Raw genomic sequence first — 20,412 nt, forward strand, 5'->3', positions numbered from 1 at the left:
CCCCGCCCTACGGGATTGGTAGGGCGGGGTTAACCCCGCCACACCGTTAAGCGTATTTCTTCTGGATTTCGTCCGAGATGTTCTGCGGCACCGCATCGTAATGGTCGAACTCCATCGAGAACACCGCACGGCCCGAGGTCATCGAGCGTAGCGTGTTGATGTAACCGAACATGTTCGCCAGCGGGACCATCGAAGAGATCACGTTGGCGTTGCCGCGGCTGTCCTGCCCGGTCACCATGCCCCGACGCGAGGTCAGGTCGCCGATGACGCCGCCGGTGTACTCTTCCGGGGTGACGACTTCGACTTTCATGATCGGTTCAAGCAGTTTCGCGCCGGCTTTCTTCAGGCCTTCGCGCATCGCAGCGCGCGAGGCGATCTCAAAAGCCAGAACCGAGGAGTCGACGTCATGGTAAGCACCGTCGATCAACGCAACTTTGAAGTCGATCACCGGGAAGCCTGCCAACGGACCGGAGTCCATGACCGACTTGATGCCCTTTTCAACACCGGGGATGTATTCCTTCGGCACCGAACCACCAACAACCTTGGCCTCGAACGAATAGCCCTCGCCCGGTTCCGTCGGCGAGATGATCAGCTTCACGCGCGCAAACTGACCCGTACCACCGGTCTGTTTCTTGTGCGTATAGTCGATTTCATGCTCGCGCGAGATTGTTTCGCGATAAGCCACCTGCGGCGCACCGATGTTCGCCTCGACCTTGAACTCGCGACGCATACGGTCGACGAGGATATCAAGGTGAAGTTCGCCCATGCCCTTCATGATGGTCTGGCCCGACTCGATATCGGTTTCCACACGGAAGGACGGGTCTTCGGCAGCCAGACGGGCCAAAGCGATGCCCATCTTTTCTTGGTCCGCCTTGGTCTTCGGTTCAACTGCGATCTCGATCACCGGGACCGGGAAGGTCATGGTTTCCAGAACGACAGGCTTTGCCGGATCACACAGCGTATCGCCAGTGGTGGTTTCTTTCAGACCGCCAAGTGCAATGATATCACCGGCAAACGCTTCGGCGATTTCTTCACGTTCGATGGCATGCATCATCATCATGCGGCCAACGCGCTCTTTGCGCTGCTTGGTCGCGTTCAGCATGCCGTCGCCCTTGGCCAGCTTGCCCGAATAGATCCGAGTAAAGGTCAGCGAGCCCACGAAGGGGTCGTTCATGATCTTGAAGGCCAGCGCCGAGAAAGGCTGGTCGTCATCTGCCGAACGGGCGATGTTACGGGTTTCCGTCTCGTCACCTGGCGCAAAGCCCATGTAGGGCGGCACGTCGAGGGGCGAGGGCAGATAGTCGATCACGGCGTTCAGCAAAGGCTGCACGCCTTTGTTCTTGAACGACGATCCCGCCATCACCGGAATGAACTCGATGGCCAGCGTGCCCTTGCGGATCAGCTCGCGCAGCTTCTCTGCAGTCGGCTCAACGCCTTCCAGATAGGCTTCCATCGCTTCATCGTCTTGGCCCACAGCTGTTTCCAGCAGGTTCATGCGCCATTCGTCGGCTTCGTCTTTCAGCTCGGCACGGATCGGCTGGCGAGTCCAGGACGCGCCCAGATCTTCGCCCTCATAGACCCATTCTTCCATGGTCACGAGGTCGATGATGCCTTCAAGCTTGTCTTCGGCACCGATCGGCAGAACGATCGGAACAGCGTTTGCACCGGTCCGATCCTTGATCATGCGCACGCACTTCATGAAGTCTGCGCCGGTCTTGTCCATCTTGTTGACGAACACGATCCGCGGAACCTTGTAGCGGTCAGCCTGACGCCACACGGTTTCGGTCTGCGGCTCAACCCCTGCGTTGCCGTCAAGAAGAACGACAGCGCCATCAAGCACGGCCAGCGAACGCTCGACTTCGATCGTGAAGTCAACGTGTCCGGGGGTGTCGATGATGTTGAAGCGGAACTTGTCTTTTGCAGCGTGGTCCAGACCCGGATCGATGGTGCGTTCCCAGAAGGTGGTGGTCGCAGCCGAGGTGATCGTGATCCCGCGCTCTTGCTCTTGTTCCATCCAGTCCATCGTTGCGGCGCCATCATGCACCTCACCGATCTTGTGGGATTTACCTGTGTAATAGAGGATGCGCTCGGACGTGGTGGTCTTGCCGGCATCAATGTGTGCAATGATGCCGAAGTTCCGGTAGCGATCAAGCGGATAGTCGCGTGCCATGTAAACCCCTTACCAGCGGTAGTGGCTGAACGCTTTGTTTGCGTCGGCCATCTTGTGGGTGTCTTCGCGCTTTTTCACGGCCGTACCACGGTTGTTCACCGCGTCCGAGAGTTCAGCAGCCAGACGTTCTTCCATGGTGTTTTCGTTGCGCTTGCGAGCAGCGATGATCAGCCAGCGGATGGCCAGAGCTTCGCGACGCTCGATGCGCACTTCGACCGGAACTTGGTAGGTGGCCCCACCGACGCGGCGCGAACGCACTTCGACGGATGGCTTCACGTTTTCCAGCGCTTCATGGAAAGCCGAAATCGGTTCGCGCTTCAGACGGGTTTCCACGCGGGAAAGCGCGCCGTAAACGATGGATTCTGCGACGGATTTCTTTCCGTCCAGCATCAGGTTGTTCATGAACTTGGTCAGAACCCGGTCACCATACTTGGCGTCGGGCAGGATTTCGCGTTTTTCAGCGGCGTGACGACGAGACATATTTCAAACCCTCACTTCGGACGCTTCGCGCCGTATTTCGAACGACGCTGACGACGATCTTTCACGCCCTGGGTATCCAGAACACCGCGCAGAATGTGATAACGCACACCCGGAAGGTCTTTGATACGACCGCCGCGGATCAGAACCACAGAGTGTTCCTGAAGGTTGTGCTTTTCACCGGGGATGTAGCAAATGACCTCAAAGCTGTTGGTCAGACGCACCTTTGCGACTTTCCGCATAGCCGAGTTCGGCTTCTTCGGGGTGGTGGTGTAGACGCGCGTGCATACGCCGCGCTTCTGTGGGCAACCTTCCAAGTGCTGCGACTTGGACTTGCGCACGTTAGGCTCCCGCGGTTTGCGGATGAGCTGCTGAATAGTCGGCATTCACGTTCCTCGTGTTGCTGTCAATACTCGCCCCGAACTCTCGGGGCACTGCTTCTCGACGTGTACATTGCGCGAATCGCAAAGCACAAAACCGCAATCATCCCCATCGTAGGGATGACGCGGTGGAATTCCAGAGGATCGGGGCTTTTCAGCCCGGATCTTGACCACATCAAGCATTCTGGTTCCGAAATGCCGATCTCTCTGCATGTCAGATAGGCGGGCGTATAGGGGGAGTCGCATGGGATGTCAACAGCAGCCCCCTTGCTGCACAAGGCAAAACAGGGGGTAGGTCAAAGCGTGGGAGGCGCCGGGCGGGCCTTGACCTTGCGCTCGCGCCACAGGGTAAAGATGCCGGTGGCCACCACCAGTGCCGCCCCCAGCAGGGTCAGCGGGTCGGGCAAGGACCCGAACACCAGCCAACCCAAAAAGATCGCCCAGATCAGCGCGGTATATCGGAAGGGTGCCACAAAGCTGATGTCCCCCACCCGCATCACCATCACCGCGAACAGATAGCCCACCACCAGCGCCATCGACGCCGCCACCACCAGCCCGCCCTGCCCCATGGTCAGCGGTTGCCAGCCGCCGGTCAGACTGGCCAACCCCGATGCCACCGTCACCGCAACAGACGCCCAGACCGCCACCATCACCGATGGCACCGCGCGGCTGACGCTCCGCGTCGTCAGATCGCGCACCACCACGAAGGCCACCGACACCAGCCCCATCAGCGACCAGACATCAAACCCATCCTGTCCGGGCCGGATGATGATCAGCACCCCGACAAAGCCGATCAGAATGGCCGTCATCCGCCGCCAGCCGATCTTGTCCTTGAACACTACCGCGGCTGCCAGCGTCACCGCCAGCGGCAGCGCCTGCATGATGGCCGACAGATTGGCCAGCGGCATATGCATCAGCGCCGCCAGAAACAGCATGGTCGACACAATCTCGGCCACACAACGCACACCAATGATCACACCATCGCGGCGCGGCACCACGGGTTTCCACTGACCCATCAGCCGCGCCAACACGATCAGCCCCGCCAACATCAGCGCCCCGCGCATCGCAATCGCCTGAAACAGCGGAATATCCTGCGTCAGCGCCTTCATCGCGGTGTCGTTCAGCGTAAAGGCCGCCATCGCGACCATCATGTAGACCGCGCCGCGCGCATTATCCGAAAGCTGCATCATCGTCTCCTGCCCCGGCCTGATGCTTAGGGTGCAGCACGAACGACGGATAGGGGCAGAGATGTGTGGGATACAATCAAAGGTGGCCATCGGGAGGTTGGTCAAACCGCTGGCCAATCGCTGCGAGGCTGCGACTGTGGCCCCGGTTAGCCATAGGTGTGCGATGCGGGACAGATAAGCGACTTGATAAACCGAAAGGCGGTGTGCCGTGGCCCGGCCCTCAACTGAAAGGCTCGTATCCGTATTGCGGCTTATGCTTGCCGATGCTCGTCGACCTAAAACCGACGGGTAATCCCGAAAGAGGCACCAAGGTTGCGAAATTCATTCACCACAATGGTCGAAGATTGCCGTTCCGCGGTCAGGCGCAGCACTGGTGAAAAGCCCTTCCAGTTCCACTGGCTGTTCGACATCTCTACGCGTGCCATCGTACGCTTGTCACTGCGGACCACGCCAAAGAGGGGGGTGATCCCGTCAAACCGGTTGCGCTCGTAATCCACGATAATGCCCAGCTGAAGCCCCCCCTCAAAGCGGTACTGGCCGCCCACCCTGATCCCGTCCAAACGGCCAGCAAGCCGGGCAATCGCCGTATCACGCAGCTCGGTGCGCACCCCAAAAGACAGCTCCAATTGCGGGTTGACCAGATGGGTCACGCCGATGGCTGCAAAACGGCGCTGAACGTCCGCACCTGTGCGATAAGTGGTGTGCTCATAGAGAAGCGTCCCATTGATGCGGGTCGATGGGGTCAGCCGCCGGGCATGCTCAAGCGTGATCCCGGTCGAGTGCGCATAGTGCCTGTCATCCAGCATCCGCCGCGTCGCAAAGACCTGTGCCATACTTTGCCCGGTTTCCAGATGGCCATGGATCAGACCCGCATACAGCCGACCGTGGACCTCATCCGGGGCGTCACCGTCAAACAGCCGCAGCTGGGTCGAAAATCCAAGCTGCGCGCGCAATCCGGGGGCAAGCTGCGGGCTTGCGACCCCTCCCACACCAATCTCTAGGCCGGTGGCTGGGCGTGCGCGGGCGTCCGGGTTGATCACGAAAGGAAGCCCGAAAAGTTCAACCTCGGTCGCACTGGTGCGCTTTCCGGCATTGGTTTCCGGCACCACTGCAAAGGAAAAATGCCCGCTGAAGATCTTGGGGTTTTCCAGCTGCTTCGCATAGGCCGCCACGCGTTGGTCAACCGCAGGCGGCAGACCGCTGCTCCGCGCGATTTCGATGTGGTAGAGCGCCCGTTCGGACTGGCCTAGTTGACCAAGCGCCGCCGCAAGTTCCAGCCGGTATTCCGCCCGGCGTGGCGTGCGCGCGACAAGCTGTTCCAGAAAGGGCAGCGCCGCATTCGGCTGGCCCAACTTCATATGGGTCAAGGCGAGCGCCCAAAATGCGCGCTCTTTGGCCGGCTCCGTGACGGGTTGATACCCTTCCAGTTGCGCCAAAGCGGCAACCGGATTTCCGTCGCGGATCAGACCTTCGGCCCGCACCAGCGGATCAGCATACAACGGTGCCATTGGCAGCAAAAGGCCAAGGCAAGTGAGTATAATCCGGAACATATAAATCCTGCGCATTAAAATTCTGGTGCGCCGCGTTGCAGCGCACCAGAAACGTCACTCAGAACTTTCAGAGTTCTGGTTGCTGAAGCAGCAGGAAGTTCCCGGTGCCAGAGACAGACCCATCACTACCATCACCTTGGATCAATCCTGTGAGCGTGCCGGAAACCTGTTCCGCATCGGCACCGTAGAACGTTCCGGTCCCGCCCAAGTCAACCATGATCACATCAGACGTGTCGCCTACCGGGTTCAATCCACCCGCAAGACCAAAGCTCAGAGTACCGGCAGTGGTATCAACGGATCCGGTTCCGCCCAACGAGCCCGCGAGATCAAATCTTTCAGTTTGGCCGTCTTCGGTAAGAATAGCTGAAAAGCCAGTCGCAGAAGAAATTATCTGGTCGTCCCGGTCGGTGTCGATATCCAGCGTCAGGTCGCCTTCAACGTGAGCTACATCAGCACCTTCAGCGAAAGTAGCCTGCATTTTGCCCGAGTAGGTCGCCTGAACTCCGGCTTCGACGTTGCCCGTGGGCTCACCATCCGGCTCAGGCAGAGGAGCAAACCCACCACCGCCGCTGCTGCCGCTGCTGCCGCACGCAGACAATGCAAGGACCGACACAAGCAGTGCAGCCGTGCTAATTTTTTTCAGTTTATAAAGCATAGAATAGTCTCCAATTTACCAGCAGAAAGCCAGCCAGGCTTCAGTCTTGTTTCGTTCAGGGAGCCCGCGTGCCAATCCGGCACCGTCCCACCTAAAAAGAGAGGCCAAAAGATTAAAACTTCGTTAAATCCCACAGCCTAACCCCTTAATTTTATTTATTTTAAGGCTCTGTAACACAGGAGGAAGGTGTGGTCAGCCGGGTCCACCCCGGGCAAAAGAAAACCCCCGCCGACATGGCTGTCGGCGGGGGTTGGATTTTCAGACCGGCAGATCAGTCGCGGCTGTCGAACGGGTCGGCCAGACCGACCTCTTTCTCCATCACGTACTCCATCGGAGCGGCCAGAGCAGCGGCCTGTTCGGCCTCGCCCCGACGCGCCTCGATCACATCGGTGTCCCGATCAGCCGCGATCTTCTTGACCTTGCTGGTGGCCCCGCCGGTGCCTGCCGGGATCAACCGGCCGACGATGACGTTTTCCTTCAGACCGACCAGCTTGTCGCGCTTGCCCTGCACCGAAGCCTCGGTCAGCACCCGCGTGGTTTCCTGGAACGACGCCGCCGAGATGAACGACCGGGTCTGAAGCGAGGCCTTGGTGATCCCCAGCAGAACCGGTTCAGCGCGTGCCTCGCGCCCGCCACGATTGCGGGCCTTCAGGTTTTCCTCGTCAAGCTCGATCTTCTCGATCTGCTCGCCTTTAAGCAGCGTGGTATCGCCACCATCCAGCACTTCCAGCTTGACCAGCATCTGGCGCACGATCACCTCGATATGCTTGTCGTTGATCTTCACGCCTTGCAGGCGGTAGACGTCCTGCACTTCGTCGATCATGTAGTTCGCAAGCGCTTCGACCCCCATGATCCGCAGGATATCGTGCGGAGCCGGGTTGCCGTCCATGATGTAGTCACCCTTCTGGACGAAGTCGCCTTCCTGAACCGGAATGTGCTTGCCCTTGGGGATCATGTACTCAACCGCCGTCATCGTCTCATCGACGGGTTCAACCGTGATGCGGCGCTTGTTCTTGTAGTCCTTGCCGAAGCGGACATAGCCGTCCATTTCCGCGATGATCGCGTGATCCTTCGGGCGACGGGCCTCAAACAGTTCTGCCACGCGGGGAAGACCCCCGGTGATGTCCTTGGTCTTGGCGCCTTCGCGCGGGATACGGGCCACAACGTCGCCCGGCTTGATGTCCTGCCCGTCTTCGATCGACAGGATGGCATCCACCGACATCGGGTAGGAGATCGGGTTGCCGTTTTCACCACGCACCGGTTCGCCCGTTGCCGGGTCCATCACGATGACCTCGGGTTTCAGATCGTTGCCCTTGGGCGCCGAACGCCAGTCGGACACGATCTTCTGGGTCATCCCGGTCGCATCGTCAGTGTCGTCGCGGACCGAGATCCCCGAGACCAGATCGACGAACTTCGCCACACCGCCCTTTTCGGCGATGATCGGCAGGGTGTAGGGGTCCCATTCGAACAGCTTGGCACCGCGCTTGACCTCGGCTCCGTCCTTGACGTGGATCTTGGACCCGTAGGTGATCTTGTGGACCGCCCGCTCCTGACCGACATCGTCGATGATCGCGATCGACATGTTCCGGCCCATCACGATCAGCTCGCCCATCGCGTTGTCGAGCAGGTTCGCGTTGCGGAACTCGATCTTGCCTTCCTGGCTGGCTTCCAGGAACGATTGCTGGCCACCCTGAGCAATACCGCCGATGTGGAATGTCCGCATCGTCAGCTGGGTGCCCGGCTCGCCGATGGACTGGGCGGCGATGATGCCGACTGCTTCACCGCTGTTGACCAGCGTGCCGCGGGCAAGGTCACGCCCGTAGCACATGGCACAAACGCCCTCTTCGGCCTCACAGGTCAGCGGCGAGCGGATGCGCATGACCGCAACACCGGCCTGATCGATCAGGTCAGCGCGACGCTCGTCGATCAGCTCGCCTGCGGCCACCAGCACCTCGTCAGTGCCGGGAACCAGCACATCATCGGCCGAAACCCGGCCAAGGACGCGGTCTGCAAGCGTCTGGATCACTTCCCCGTCGTTGACGGCGGCTTGTGCCGTGATCGCCCGGTCGGTGCCGCAATCATGGGCCCGCACGATGCAATCCTGCGCCACGTCCACCAGACGGCGGGTCAGGTAGCCGGAGTTTGCCGTCTTCAACGCGGTGTCAGACAGACCCTTGCGGGCACCGTGGGTCGAGTTGAAATATTCAAGAACGGTCAGACCTTCCTTGAAGTTCGAGATGATCGGCGTCTCGATGATCGCGCCGTTTGGCTTCGACATCAGGCCGCGCATCCCGCCCAGCTGTTTCATCTGGCTGACCGAACCACGGGCACCGGAGTGGGCCATCATGTAAACCGAGTTCGGCTCCTGTTCGGCGCCATTCTCGTCAAACCGTGGGGCCGAGATCGTGGACATCATGGCTTCGGTCAGCTTGTCGTTGCACTTCGACCAGGCATCGACAACCTTGTTGTATTTTTCGCCCTGAGTGATCAGGCCGTCCATATACTGTTGTTCGAATTCCTTCACCTGATCGCGGACTTCGCCGACGATATCCCATTTGTTTTCGGGGATCAGCATGTCGTCCTTGCCGAAGGAAATCCCGGCCTTGAACGCCTCGCGGAAGCCCATGCCCATGATCTGGTCACAGAAGATGACCGACTCTTTCTGACCGCAATAGCGGTAGACCGTGTCGATGACGTTCTGAACGTCTTTCTTCCGCAGCAGGCGGTTGACCAGTTCGAACGGTGCTTTCGCGTTCAGCGGCAACAGGTTGCCCAAACGCAGACGACCCGGTGTGGTTTCATAGCGCTTCCACACTTCGTTGCCATGATCGTCAATCTGCTTGATCCGCGCCTGAACCTTGGCGTGCAGATGTACAGCCCCTGCGGACAGAGCGTGTTCCACCTCATCCACATTGGTGAACATCATGCCTTCGCCGACCATGCCTTTGCGTTCCATGGTCGTGTAGTACAGACCAAGGACCATGTCCTGCGATGGCACGATGATGGGCGCACCGTTGGCGGGCGACAGCACGTTGTTGGTCGACATCATCAACACGCGGGCTTCCAACTGGGCCTCAAGGCTCAGCGGCACGTGCACGGCCATCTGGTCGCCGTCAAAGTCGGCGTTGAACGCCGCACAGACCAGCGGGTGAAGCTGGATCGCCTTGCCTTCGATCAGGATCGGCTCGAACGCCTGGATGCCCAAGCGGTGCAGCGTCGGTGCACGGTTCAGCAGGACCGGGTGTTCGCGGATCACCTCATCGAGGATATCCCAGACCTCGGGACGTTCTTTTTCCACCAGCTTTTTCGCCTGCTTCACTGTGCTGGAAAGCCCCTTGGCCTCCAGCCGCGAGTAGATGAACGGCTTGAACAGTTCGAGCGCCATCTTCTTTGGCAGACCGCACTGGTGCAGCTTCAGTTCCGGCCCGGTCACGATGACCGACCGGCCCGAGAAGTCGACGCGCTTGCCCAGAAGGTTCTGGCGGAAGCGGCCCTGCTTGCCCTTGAGCATGTCGGACAGCGATTTCAGCGGGCGCTTGTTGGTGCCGGTGATCACGCGGCCACGACGGCCGTTGTCAAACAGCGCGTCAACGGCTTCTTGCAGCATCCGCTTTTCGTTGCGCACGATGATGTCGGGCGCACGCAGTTCGATCAGCCGCTTCAAGCGGTTGTTGCGGTTGATGACGCGGCGGTAGAGATCGTTGAGGTCGGACGTGGCAAAGCGGCCGCCGTCCAGCGGAACCAGCGGGCGCAGTTCCGGCGGGATCACCGGCAGCACGGTCAGAACCATCCATTCCGGGCGGTTGCCGGATTCGAGGAACGACTCGACGATCTTCAGACGCTTGATGATCTTTTTCGGCTTCAGCTCGCCGGTCGCTTCTTTCAGCTCTTCGCGCAGCGTGTCGGCGGTCTGTTCCAGATCGATCGCGGCCAGCATTTCGCGGATCGCTTCGGCACCGATATTGGCGGTGAAGGCGTCAGCGCCATACTGGTCTTGGGCGTCGAGGAAATCTTCCTCGGTCATCAGCTGACCATAGGTCAGGTCGGTCAGACCGGGTTCGATCACCACGTAGTTTTCAAAGTACAGGATGCGTTCCAGATCGCGCAGCGTCATGTCCAGCATCAGGCCGATGCGGCTTGGCAGCGATTTCAGGAACCAGATGTGGGCTACGGGGGCGGCAAGCTCGATATGCCCCATCCGCTCACGGCGCACCTTTTGCAGGGTGACTTCCACGCCGCATTTTTCGCAGACAACGCCGCGATATTTCATGCGCTTGTATTTGCCGCACAGGCATTCGTAATCCTTGATCGGGCCAAAGATCCGCGCGCAGAACAGGCCGTCCCGCTCTGGCTTGAACGTGCGGTAGTTGATGGTTTCGGGCTTCTTGATCTCGCCGAACGACCACGACAGGATCCGCTCTGGCGAGGCCAGGCTGATCTTGATCTCGTCAAACGTCTTGACGGGCGCAACCGGGTTGAACGGATTGGTGCTGAGTTCCTGGTTCATTTCAATTCCTTAGAATAAGGGCGGCGGGGGAGGGTGCAGGGCGGGGTGTCCGCCGCCCTGCTGAACGCGTGTTGGGGTCAACCCCGACGCACGCTCACTCTTCCTCCGCATCCAGGAGTTCCATGTTGAGGCCCAGGCCGCGGACCTCCTTGACGAGAACGTTGAACGATTCTGGCACGCCAGCCTCGAAATTGTCCTCGCCCTTGACGATGCTCTCATAGACCTTGGTCCGGCCGGCCACGTCATCAGACTTGACCGTCAGCATTTCCTGCAGGGTATAGGCGGCACCGTAGGCTTCCAGAGCCCAGACCTCCATCTCCCCAAGACGCTGACCACCGAACTGCGCCTTACCACCCAGCGGCTGCTGGGTGACGAGGCTGTAGGGCCCAGTCGAGCGGGCGTGCAGCTTGTCATCGACAAGGTGGTGCAGTTTGAGCATGTATTTCACGCCCACCGTCACCTTGCGCTGGAACTGCTCGCCCGAGCGGCCATCGAACACCACTGACTGGCCGGACGTGTCGAACCCGGCACGCGTCAGCGCGTCGTTCACGTCCACTTCCTTGGCCCCGTCGAACACCGGCGTGGCAATCGGCACGCCTTTGGTCACGTTGCCTGCCAGTTCCAGCAGATCGTCGTCGTTGCGGTCCTCGAACGCCTCGGCATAGGTCTCGTCGCCGTAAGCGATCCGCATGGCTTCCTTGACCGGAGTCATGTCACCGTTGCGGCGATACTCTTTGAGCGCCTCGTCGATCTGGATGCCCAGACCGCGCGCGGCCCAGCCCATGTGGGTTTCCAGAATCTGCCCGACGTTCATCCGGCTGGGAACCCCAAGCGGGTTCAGCACCAAGTCAACGGCAGTGCCATCGGCAAGGAACGGCATGTCCTCAATCGGAACGACCTTGGAAATAACGCCCTTGTTGCCGTGACGACCGGCCATCTTGTCGCCCGGTTGCAGCTTGCGCTTCACCGCGACGAACACCTTGACCATCTTCATCACGCCCGGAGGCAGATCGTCGCCGCGACGGACCTTTTCCACCTTGTCTTCAAAGCGGTGCTCAAGCGCTCGCTTCTGCGCCTCGAACTGGTCGTGCAGAGCTTCGACGTCCTTGGCCTCGGCTTCTTCGCCAAGGGCAAGCTGCCACCACTGGCCGCGCGACAGCGTGCCCAGCAATTCGTCGTCAATGGTCGAGCCCGATTTGATGCCTTTCGGGCCTTTCACAGCCGTCTTGCCCATCACCAGCGTTTTCAGACGCGAGTAGATGTTCCGCTCGAGGATGGCCAATTCGTCATCGCGGTCGCGGGCCAGACGTTCAACTTCTTCACGCTCAATCTGCAGGGCGCGTTCGTCCTTGTCGACGCCGTGCCGGTTGAACACCCGCACTTCTACGATGGTGCCATAGGCCCCCGGCGGCAGGCGCAGTGAGGTGTCCCGCACGTCCGACGCTTTTTCACCAAAGATGGCGCGCAGCAACTTTTCTTCCGGAGTCATCGGCGATTCACCCTTGGGGGTGATCTTGCCAACCAGAATGTCGCCCGGAGCCACTTCTGCGCCGATGTAGACGATGCCGGCCTCGTCGAGGTTGCGCAGCGCTTCTTCACCGACGTTCGGAATGTCGCGGGTGATTTCCTCTGGCCCGAGCTTCGTATCGCGGGCGGCGACTTCATATTCCTCGATGTGGATCGAAGTGAACACGTCATCACGCAGGATGCGTTCCGAAATCAGGATACTGTCTTCGTAGTTGTAGCCATTCCACGGCATGAACGCGACGATCACGTTCCGGCCAAGGGCCAGTTCGCCAAAGTCGGTGCAGGGGCCATCGGCGATGACCTGCGCGCGTTCGACCATGTCACCCACTTTCACCAGCGGACGCTGGTTGATGCAGGACGACTGGTTGGACCGCTTGAACTTGCGCAAGCGGTAGATGTCGACGCCCGGCTCGCCGGGCTCCAGCATTTCCGTCGCACGCACAACGATACGGGTCGCATCGACTTGGTCAATGATGCCCGACCGCCGCGCCATGATGGCAGCACCCGAGTCGCGGGCGACCACGGCTTCGATCCCGGTGCCCACGAACGGCGCATCGGCTTGCAGCAATGGTACCGCCTGACGCTGCATGTTCGAGCCCATCAGAGCGCGGTTGGCGTCGTCGTTTTCAAGGAACGGGATCAGAGATGCCGCAACCGAGACCAGCTGTTTAGGCGACACGTCGATCAGGTCGATCGCATCCGGCGGGTTCAGCATGAATTCGCCCGCTTTCCGGCTGGAAATCAGGTCGTCGGTAAAACGGCCCTCAGAGTCCTGCGCGGCGTTTGCCTGAGCAACCGTGTGCCGCATTTCCTCGGTCGCCGACATGTAGATGACCTCATCGGTCACCTTGTTGTCGATCACCTTGCGATACGGTGTTTCGATGAAGCCATACTTGTTCACGCGCGCAAAGGTTGCGAGGCTGTTGATCAGGCCGATGTTCTGGCCTTCGGGCGTCTCGATCGGGCACATCCGGCCATAATGGGTCGGGTGCACGTCGCGCACTTCGAAACCGGCCCGTTCGCGGGTCAGACCACCGGGCCCAAGCGCCGACAGACGGCGTTTGTGGGTGACTTCCGACAGCGGGTTGGTCTGGTCCATGAACTGCGACAGCTGGCTGGAGCCGAAGAATTCACGCACCGCCGCCGCAGCAGGTTTGGCGTTGATCAGGTCTTGCGGCATGATCGTGTCGATTTCCACCGACGACATGCGCTCCTTGATCGCGCGTTCCATCCGCAGCAGTCCGACGCGGTACTGGTTTTCCATCAGCTCGCCGACCGAGCGCACCCGGCGGTTGCCGAGGTGGTCGATATCGTCGATCTCGCCCTTGCCGTCACGCAATTCGGTCAGCGCCTTGATGCATGCAATAATGTCGTCACGGTCCAGCGTGCGCTGGGTATCGGGCTTGCCCAGATCCAGACGCATGTTCATCTTGACCCGGCCAACGGCCGAAAGGTCGTAACGGTCCTTGTCGAAGAACAGCGTGTCGAACAGCTGCGACGCCGCTTCCACCGTTGGTGGTTCACCCGGGCGCATCACGCGGTAGATGTCCATCAGCGCGGTGTCGCGGCCCATGTTCTTGTCAGCCGCCATGGTGTTGCGGATGTAGGGGCCGAAGTTGACGTTATCGATATCCAGAACCGGAATGTCGGTGATGCCCTGATCCAGCAGCACCTTGACGCTGCCGCCCTTGACCTCGCCGTCGCGGTCCAGCTCCCAGGTCAGCTCGTCACCGGCTTCGACCCAGATCTCGCCGGTTTCTTCGTTGATGATGTCCTTGGCGACATAACGGCCCAGAACATGATCGAACGGCACCAGAAGATCGGTGATCTCGGCGTCGTCCACCCATTTTTTCACCATCCGCGGCGTGGCCTTCTCGCCCGCTTTCAGGATGACTTCGCCAGTGGATGCGTCAACCAGATCGAACGCCGGACGGGTGCCGCGCACGCGCTCGGGGAAGAACTTGGTGACCCAGCCCTTGTTCTTCACATATTGGTAATTCACGGTGTTGTAATACGCGTCCATGATCGCTTCCTGACCCATGCCAAGCGCATAGAGCAGGGTCGTCACCGGCAGTTTGCGGCGGCGGTCGATCCGGGCGAACACGATGTCCTTGGCGTCGAATTCGAAATCGAGCCAGCTGCCGCGATACGGGATGATGCGACAGGCAAACAGCAATTTGCCCGACGAATGGGTCTTGCCCTTGTCGTGGTCAAAGAACACGCCGGGCGACCGGTGCATCTGGCTGACGATCACCCGTTCGGTGCCGTTCACGATGAACGTCCCGTTCGAGGTCATCAGGGGCATGTCGCCCATGTAGACGTCCTGTTCCTTGATGTCTTTGACCGAACGTGCCCCGGTCGTTTCATCGACATCGAACACGATCAAACGGAGCGTTACCTTCAGGGGCGCCGCATAGGTCATGTCGCGCTGCTGGCATTCATCAACGTCGTATTTCGGCTTTTCCAACTCGTATTTCACGAATTCCAGAACGGCCGTTTCGTTGAAGTCCTTGATCGGGAATACCGACTGGAACGTGCCCTGAATACCTTCACCATCCGAAGGTTTCGGGCCCTCGCCCGAGTTCAGGAAAAGATCGTAAGAGGATTTCTGAACCTCGATCAGGTTCGGCATCTCCAGAACTTCACGGATCTTGCCGTAATAGCGGCGGATGCGTTTCTGGCCTACATAAGCTTGCGCCATGCTTGTCGTCACCTTTTTTTCTCGTGTCGCTGGCGAATGGCCGTCGGGCCACGGACATTCGCCGCTGGCGAAGGAGGGTTGGCTCTATTCATGCGATCCGTCCCGTAGGACCGCTCCCGAGCCGCGCCGCACCTGGGAAGGGGTTTCCTTGGAAGCCCCTTGCAAGACGCGTTTGACTGGGGACGGATTGCTCCATCCCCAGTCGGAAATCATCGCTGCGGTGTGACCCGCAAGCGCGATTACTTCAGCTCGACCTTGGCGCCAGCTTCTTCCAGCTTCTTTTTGAAGCCTTCTGCGTCAGCTTTAGTCACAGCTTCTTTCACTTTGCCGCCGGCTTCGACCAGATCCTTGGCTTCTTTGAGGCCCAGACCGGTGATGGTGCGAACTTCCTTGATCACGTTGATCTTGTTCGGGCCAGCGTCGGTCAGGACAACGTCGAACTCGGTCTGCTCTTCAACCGGAGCAGCTGCAGCAGCCGGACCAGCAGCCATCATGACAGCGCCACCAGCAGCTGGCTCGATGCCATAGGTGTCTTTCAGGATGGTTTTCAGTTCCTGAGCCTGCAGCAGGGTCAGGCCAACGATTTCTTCGGCGAGTTTGTTCAGATCAGCCATTTTTTCATTCCGTTATTAAAGATGGGGTTCCAACGACGTGAGATCAACCCACGCGAGACGCGAAGATCAGGCGGCTGCCTTTTCCTCGATGGTCGACAGGATGCTTGCGATGTTCGAAGCAGGCGCGCCAATCGCACCAGCGATGTTCGCAGCGGGAGCACCGATGCACGACACGATCTGAGCGATAAGCTCTTCGCGCGACGGCATAGAAGCCACGGCTTTGACACCAGCCTGGTCCAGAACGTCATTGCCCATAGCACCGCCGAGGATCACGAACTTGTCGTTCGCCTTGGCATAAGCTTCGGTCACCTTCGCTGCAGCGACAGGATCTTCCGAGTAGGCAAGTACGGTCATACCCGTCAGAAGGTCACCCATTTTAGAACCGGGTTTGCCTTCAAGGGCGATCTTGGCGAGCTTGTTCTTGGCAACGCGTACGGACCCACCTACGTCGCGCATTTTTGCGCGCAGGTCCTGCATCTGTTTAACCGTCATTCCCTCGTAGTGAGCAATCACCACAACGCCAGAGCTTTCGAAGATCTGGCCGAGTTCCTCGACCACTTTCTCTTTCTGGGCTCTATCCACAGTTTCACTCCAAGTATGGGGGTCTCCCCCCGGCTCAAGTTGGCCCCGATGGTCTGGGGCATTCGGGTCCGCGAAGGGTTCCGTAGGCCAAGATCACCCGAGGGTGATTTTCGTCTCGTTCCCCATCTCAGGCAGGAAGATTAAGGCCATGTGGCCACCCACCGTCTCGGACAGGACCGGGCGTTGCCGCCCGGCCATCCCTTCCCCGAAGGGTCAGGAATTCAGCTACCTCAGGCAGAAGCCGAGGTCAGGTCCACGGCAACGCCCGGGCCCATCGTCGAAGAAAGCGAGACTTTCTTCAGGTAAGCGCCCTTGGCACCGGTCGGACGGGCCTTGGTCACGGCATCCACGAAAGCGCGAACGTTTTCGGCCAGCTTGGCCTCGTCGAACGACACTTTGCCGATACCTGCGTGGATCACACCGGCCTTTTCCACCTTGAACTGCACTTCGCCGCCCTTGGCAGCTTCAACAGCCGTTTTCACGTCCATCGTCACCGTGCCGACCTTCGGGTTCGGCATCAGGTTGCGCGGGCCAAGGATTTTGCCCAGACGCCCGACGATCGGCATCATGTCCGGTGTCGCAATACAACGGTCGAACTCGATCTTGCCGGACTGGATGGTTTCCATCAGGTCTTCAGCGCCAACGATGTCTGCACCGGCGGCCTTGGCTTCATCAGCCTTGGCACCACGGGCGAACACGGCAACGCGCACGGTTTTACCGGTGCCGTTCGGCAGCTGGACCACACCGCGGACCATCTGGTCAGCATGGCGCGGGTCAACACCAAGGTTCATCGCGATTTCGATGGTTTCATCGAACTTGGCCGAGGCGGCGTTCTTGATCAGCGCCACAGCGTCTTCGACAGACACCATGTTCTTGCCGTCAAACAAAGCGCGGGCAGCGGCGGTGCGTTTTGCAACTTTTGCCATGATGATCAGCCCTTCACTTCGATGCCACAGGACCGGGCGGAGCCCAAGATGATCTGCATCGCCGCTTCGATCGAAGTGGCGTTCAGGTCTTTCATCTTGGTTTCGGCGATCTGGCGGATCTGCGCCACGCTCACCTTGCCGGCAACCATATGGCCCGGCTTGACGGAACCCTTGGCGCGGTTGCGCTTGCCCACGGGGGGCAGACCAGCGGCCTGCTTGAGCAGGAACGATGCCGGAGCGGTCTTGAATTCCAGGCTGAAAGATTTGTCCTGGTAATAAGTGATGATCACGGGCGTCGGGGTACCGGGCGTGATTTCAGCGGTCTTGGCGTTGAATTCTTTCACGAACGCCATGATGTTCAAACCGCGCTGACCCAGCGCCGGACCGACTGGCGGGGATGGGTTTGCCTGGCCCGCTTTGACTTGCAGCTTGAGGCTGCCGATAATCTTCTTGGCCATCTGGCCTCTCCTTTATCACTGCGCCATATGGCGCGGTTTAGTGGTTCGGTCCGTCACCGCATTTGTATGCAGCGCTCGCCTCCCACGCGATGCACTCAAAGCCCTTTGGTGACCTGAGTGAATTCCAATTCCACCGGAGTGGCCCGGCCAAAGATCGACACAGACACTTTCAGGCGGCTGTGCTCTTCATCCACATCCTCGACCATCCCGTCAAAGCCCTCAAACGGGCCGTCGGTGACCTTGACCTTCTCACCGATGTCAAAGCGGATCAGGTTGCGCGGCGCGGCCTCTCCCTCTTCGACACGGTTCAGGATCTGGTTCACTTCCGAATCCCGCATCGGCATCGGCTTGCCCTGCGGACCCAGGAAGCCCGTCACCCGGTTGATCGATGAGATCAAGTGGTAGCCCTTGTTCGTCATCTCCATACGCACCAGGACATAGCCAGGCATGAAGCGGCGTTCGGACGTCACTTTCTTGCCGCGACGAACCTCGATCACCTCTTCGGTGGGGACCATAACCTCGTCGATTTCTTCGCCCAGACCTGCCTCAGCCACGGCCGTCTTGATTTGTTCGGCAACTTTCTTCTCGAAATTCGAGAGAACACTTACCGAATACCACCGCTTGGCCATGCCTGCTTCACCCTGTCTGCCCGAGCATCAAAACGCCCGAAATTCATGTATTTTAAACGACTTACGTAGAAACGTGCGCCGCTTTCCGGAACAAAGAACAGCGCGCAACACGAATCATTGCGCGCCGAACTGCCCCTGAACAGAGGGCCGAATACCTCTCCCAGCCTTGGAATTCAAGGGGTAACGCGATCTGCGGCGGTCAGAAAGAGGTCAAGACCGCTGCCAGGCCGGTGCGGATACCCAGGTCAACAAGGCTGAAAAACGTGGCAGTCAGGGCGGCCATGATGAAAACCATGATTGTGGTCAGCACCACCTCACGCCGGGTGGGCCAGACGACCTTGGCCACTTCGCCGCGCACCTGCTGAACAAACTGAAGGGGATTGGTCTTTGCCATGTGCTGTCCGGTCATCTGAAGGTTTCGGGTCAGATACGCGCTTGCCCGGTAGAATTCAAGCCGGAACCGCATCACGGCTGATGGTGCAAAGGCACACGGCGCGGCTTTGGTTCCGGACATGGCAGGGGCAGCAGGGCTTGAACCCGCGACCTACGGTTTTGGAGACCGTCGCTCTACCAACTGAGCTATACCCCTATCCTTGGGCGGTGGGTTAAGGCACGACCGTGCGCCCGTCAAGGGGCAAACGCGGCTTCGAGGGCGTCGATGTCGGCCGCGATAAGCGTCGGCAGCGCCCCACGGATACGCTCCAGCGGCCGGTCCCACCATGCTAGGGCAATCAAGCGCGCAATCACCTGCGGCGCAAAGCGCAAGCGCAGCACACGGGCCGGATTTCCGGCCACAACGGCGTAGTCGGGCACGTCGTGCGCCACCACCGCCCCCGCCCCAACGATCACCCCGTTTCCCATGGTGACCCCCGGCAGAATCAAGGCACCGTGCCCGATCCAGACATCATTGCCGATCACCGTATCGGGAAGGCCGGCAAAGCTGTCGCGGTAAGTGGCCAGAGTATCGCGGTCAAACACGCCGAAGGGATAGGTGGTGAACCCATTCATCGCATGGTTGGCAGAAGCAGTGATGAACCGCACGCCATGGGCAATCTGGCAAAACCGCCCGATGATCAGCCGCTCTGGCGCGCCGGAATACAGATAGGGGGCCAGATGCGCCGCCCAGTCCTGCGGCGGGGTGAAATCATTGGCGTAAGTATGGTCACCGATGGTGATGTTTGGGTGATCAATCACCCGGTTCAGATGCACCATATCAGGATGAACGCGACCGTCTGGAAACACCAGCGGATGCGTGGCGAGTGGGTTGAGGAATGGCATGGTTGGCCTTTTCAGCATGACACGTTGGGAAAAGCGGCTCAGACGGTCAGGTCCATCTCATCCTCCATCAGCTTCGTGGGCCGGTGTCACAACAGGCTCCGCCCGGGCAGTCTGGCCGGGCACCTCTGCGGATCAGGCCGATTTCTTCACGAACCGACACAGGATCACGATGGTCTGGCCGTTCACGCGGCCCTCAATCTGATCAGCGTTGTCCTGCACCAGCCGGATGCCCCGCACCGCGGTGCCGCGCTTGGCCACCATCGACGACCCCTTGACCGGCAGATCCTTGATCAGCACCACGGTATCACCCCCCGCCAGCAGAACGCCATTGCTGTCACGATGCTCGGTCCCCGCCACGGCCTCGCCCTGCTCCACCTCGGCGCGGGCCAGAACGTCGGGGGCCAGATAAACCGTTTCCAGCAGGTCCACGGCCCAAGGCTCCCCCGGCAACGCCCTCAGCAAGCGATAGGCTGCAATCTGCGTTCCCGCATCTTGCGCCCAAACCGCATCCGCAAGACAGCGCCAGCGTGGGCCGGGGGTGATATCGCCGGTCAGCGCGGTCTCACAAACCGTGCAAAGCACAGCAATATCTTCGCCGAGGGAAAGTTGCACCCGACTGGCCTCAGGGGCAGCGCACAAAACACAGGTCGTCATCAGTATCGCCTTTCAGAGCATTGAAAAGGGCGCGCGGAACCCCGCGCGCCCTTTGGCTCTTACGCCTGCATCAAAGCTCAGGCGAGGATTTTCGAGACCACGCCTGCGCCGACGGTG

Annotated in this window: 16 protein-coding genes and 1 tRNA gene; all 17 read right to left on the reverse strand. The window is 59.9% G+C overall.

Features of this window, described 5'->3' with window-relative positions; translation table 11 throughout:
- Positions 1-46: 46 nt before the first annotated feature.
- A complete protein-coding gene (fusA, locus tag EEB11_RS18250) occupies positions 47-2,170 on the reverse strand; it encodes an elongation factor G (protein ID WP_135433881.1) in 2,124 nt (707 codons plus the stop codon).
- Positions 2,171-2,179: 9 nt separating this feature from the next.
- Positions 2,180-2,650 carry a 30S ribosomal protein S7 gene (gene rpsG, locus EEB11_RS18255; RefSeq protein WP_135433883.1) on the reverse strand — a complete coding sequence of 157 codons (471 nt, stop codon included), beginning with the start codon at positions 2,648-2,650 and terminating at the stop codon, positions 2,180-2,182.
- 11 nt (positions 2,651-2,661) lie between these two features.
- Positions 2,662-3,033, reverse strand: coding sequence for a 30S ribosomal protein S12 (gene rpsL / locus EEB11_RS18260; RefSeq protein WP_103334339.1), 372 nt, complete (start codon positions 3,031-3,033; stop codon positions 2,662-2,664).
- Between the two features lie 290 nt (positions 3,034-3,323).
- A complete protein-coding gene (locus tag EEB11_RS18265) occupies positions 3,324-4,214 on the reverse strand; it encodes a DMT family transporter (protein ID WP_167852810.1) in 891 nt (296 codons plus the stop codon).
- A 275-nt stretch (positions 4,215-4,489) separates the two neighbouring features.
- A complete protein-coding gene (locus EEB11_RS18270; protein ID WP_167852811.1) occupies positions 4,490-5,764 on the reverse strand; it encodes a surface lipoprotein assembly modifier in 1,275 nt (424 codons plus the stop codon).
- A 67-nt stretch (positions 5,765-5,831) separates the two neighbouring features.
- Positions 5,832-6,419: a hypothetical protein gene (locus tag EEB11_RS18275; RefSeq protein ID WP_135433888.1), complete on the reverse strand. Its 588-nt coding sequence runs from the start codon at positions 6,417-6,419 to the stop codon at positions 5,832-5,834.
- 271 nt (positions 6,420-6,690) lie between these two features.
- Positions 6,691-10,926 carry a DNA-directed RNA polymerase subunit beta' gene (gene rpoC / locus EEB11_RS18280; protein WP_135433890.1) on the reverse strand — a complete coding sequence of 1,412 codons (4,236 nt, stop codon included), beginning with the start codon at positions 10,924-10,926 and terminating at the stop codon, positions 6,691-6,693.
- A 94-nt stretch (positions 10,927-11,020) separates the two neighbouring features.
- Positions 11,021-15,154 (reverse strand): DNA-directed RNA polymerase subunit beta, encoded by a 4,134-nt coding sequence (gene rpoB / locus EEB11_RS18285; protein ID WP_135433892.1) that lies wholly within the window; start codon positions 15,152-15,154, stop codon positions 11,021-11,023.
- 239 nt (positions 15,155-15,393) lie between these two features.
- Positions 15,394-15,768, reverse strand: a complete 375-nt coding sequence (rplL, locus tag EEB11_RS18290) for a 50S ribosomal protein L7/L12 (protein WP_118149330.1) — start codon at positions 15,766-15,768, stop codon at positions 15,394-15,396.
- A gap of 66 nt (positions 15,769-15,834) precedes the next feature.
- Positions 15,835-16,350, reverse strand: coding sequence for a 50S ribosomal protein L10 (rplJ, locus tag EEB11_RS18295; protein ID WP_135433894.1), 516 nt, complete (start codon positions 16,348-16,350; stop codon positions 15,835-15,837).
- A gap of 230 nt (positions 16,351-16,580) precedes the next feature.
- Positions 16,581-17,276: a 50S ribosomal protein L1 gene (rplA, locus tag EEB11_RS18300; RefSeq protein ID WP_135433896.1), complete on the reverse strand. Its 696-nt coding sequence runs from the start codon at positions 17,274-17,276 to the stop codon at positions 16,581-16,583.
- Between the two features lie 5 nt (positions 17,277-17,281).
- Positions 17,282-17,734 carry a 50S ribosomal protein L11 gene (rplK, locus tag EEB11_RS18305; protein WP_135433899.1) on the reverse strand — a complete coding sequence of 151 codons (453 nt, stop codon included), beginning with the start codon at positions 17,732-17,734 and terminating at the stop codon, positions 17,282-17,284.
- Between the two features lie 95 nt (positions 17,735-17,829).
- Positions 17,830-18,363: a transcription termination/antitermination protein NusG gene (nusG, locus tag EEB11_RS18310; protein WP_135433901.1), complete on the reverse strand. Its 534-nt coding sequence runs from the start codon at positions 18,361-18,363 to the stop codon at positions 17,830-17,832.
- A gap of 199 nt (positions 18,364-18,562) precedes the next feature.
- A complete protein-coding gene (gene secE, locus EEB11_RS18315) occupies positions 18,563-18,757 on the reverse strand; it encodes a preprotein translocase subunit SecE (protein ID WP_135433903.1) in 195 nt (64 codons plus the stop codon).
- Between the two features lie 119 nt (positions 18,758-18,876).
- Positions 18,877-18,952 (reverse strand) — tRNA-Trp (locus EEB11_RS18320).
- Between the two features lie 38 nt (positions 18,953-18,990).
- Entirely contained in the window at positions 18,991-19,641 is a 651-nt protein-coding gene (locus tag EEB11_RS18325) for a CatB-related O-acetyltransferase (protein ID WP_135433905.1), read from the reverse strand.
- Between the two features lie 132 nt (positions 19,642-19,773).
- A complete protein-coding gene (locus tag EEB11_RS18330; RefSeq protein ID WP_135433907.1) occupies positions 19,774-20,295 on the reverse strand; it encodes an alkylphosphonate utilization protein in 522 nt (173 codons plus the stop codon).
- Positions 20,296-20,412 lie beyond the last annotated feature (117 nt).

Origin of the sequence: Pseudotabrizicola sediminis, from assembly GCF_004745575.1 — a bacterium.
GTDB classification, from domain to species: domain Bacteria; phylum Pseudomonadota; class Alphaproteobacteria; order Rhodobacterales; family Rhodobacteraceae; genus Pseudotabrizicola; species Pseudotabrizicola sediminis.

Bases quoted from the DNA above. Each gene is read 5' to 3' on its own strand.
- fusA (WP_135433881.1), bottom strand. From the start codon at position 2,170: ATGGCACGCGACTATCCGCTTGATCGCTACCGGAACTTCGGCATCATT.
- rpsG (WP_135433883.1), bottom strand. From the start codon at position 2,650: ATGTCTCGTCGTCACGCCGCTGAAAAACGCGAAATCCTGCCCGACGCC.
- rpsL (WP_103334339.1), bottom strand. From the start codon at position 3,033: ATGCCGACTATTCAGCAGCTCATCCGCAAACCGCGGGAGCCTAACGTG.
- EEB11_RS18265 (WP_167852810.1), bottom strand. From the start codon at position 4,214: ATGCAGCTTTCGGATAATGCGCGCGGCGCGGTCTACATGATGGTCGCG.
- EEB11_RS18270 (WP_167852811.1), bottom strand. From the start codon at position 5,764: ATGTTCCGGATTATACTCACTTGCCTTGGCCTTTTGCTGCCAATGGCA.
- EEB11_RS18275 (WP_135433888.1), bottom strand. From the start codon at position 6,419: ATGCTTTATAAACTGAAAAAAATTAGCACGGCTGCACTGCTTGTGTCG.
- rpoC (WP_135433890.1), bottom strand. From the start codon at position 10,926: ATGAACCAGGAACTCAGCACCAATCCGTTCAACCCGGTTGCGCCCGTC.
- rpoB (WP_135433892.1), bottom strand. From the start codon at position 15,154: ATGGCGCAAGCTTATGTAGGCCAGAAACGCATCCGCCGCTATTACGGC.
- rplL (WP_118149330.1), bottom strand. From the start codon at position 15,768: ATGGCTGATCTGAACAAACTCGCCGAAGAAATCGTTGGCCTGACCCTG.
- rplA (WP_135433896.1), bottom strand. From the start codon at position 17,276: ATGGCAAAAGTTGCAAAACGCACCGCCGCTGCCCGCGCTTTGTTTGAC.
- rplK (WP_135433899.1), bottom strand. From the start codon at position 17,734: ATGGCCAAGAAGATTATCGGCAGCCTCAAGCTGCAAGTCAAAGCGGGC.
- nusG (WP_135433901.1), bottom strand. From the start codon at position 18,363: ATGGCCAAGCGGTGGTATTCGGTAAGTGTTCTCTCGAATTTCGAGAAG.
- secE (WP_135433903.1), bottom strand. From the start codon at position 18,757: ATGGCAAAGACCAATCCCCTTCAGTTTGTTCAGCAGGTGCGCGGCGAA.
- EEB11_RS18325 (WP_135433905.1), bottom strand. From the start codon at position 19,641: ATGCCATTCCTCAACCCACTCGCCACGCATCCGCTGGTGTTTCCAGAC.
- EEB11_RS18330 (WP_135433907.1), bottom strand. From the start codon at position 20,295: ATGACGACCTGTGTTTTGTGCGCTGCCCCTGAGGCCAGTCGGGTGCAA.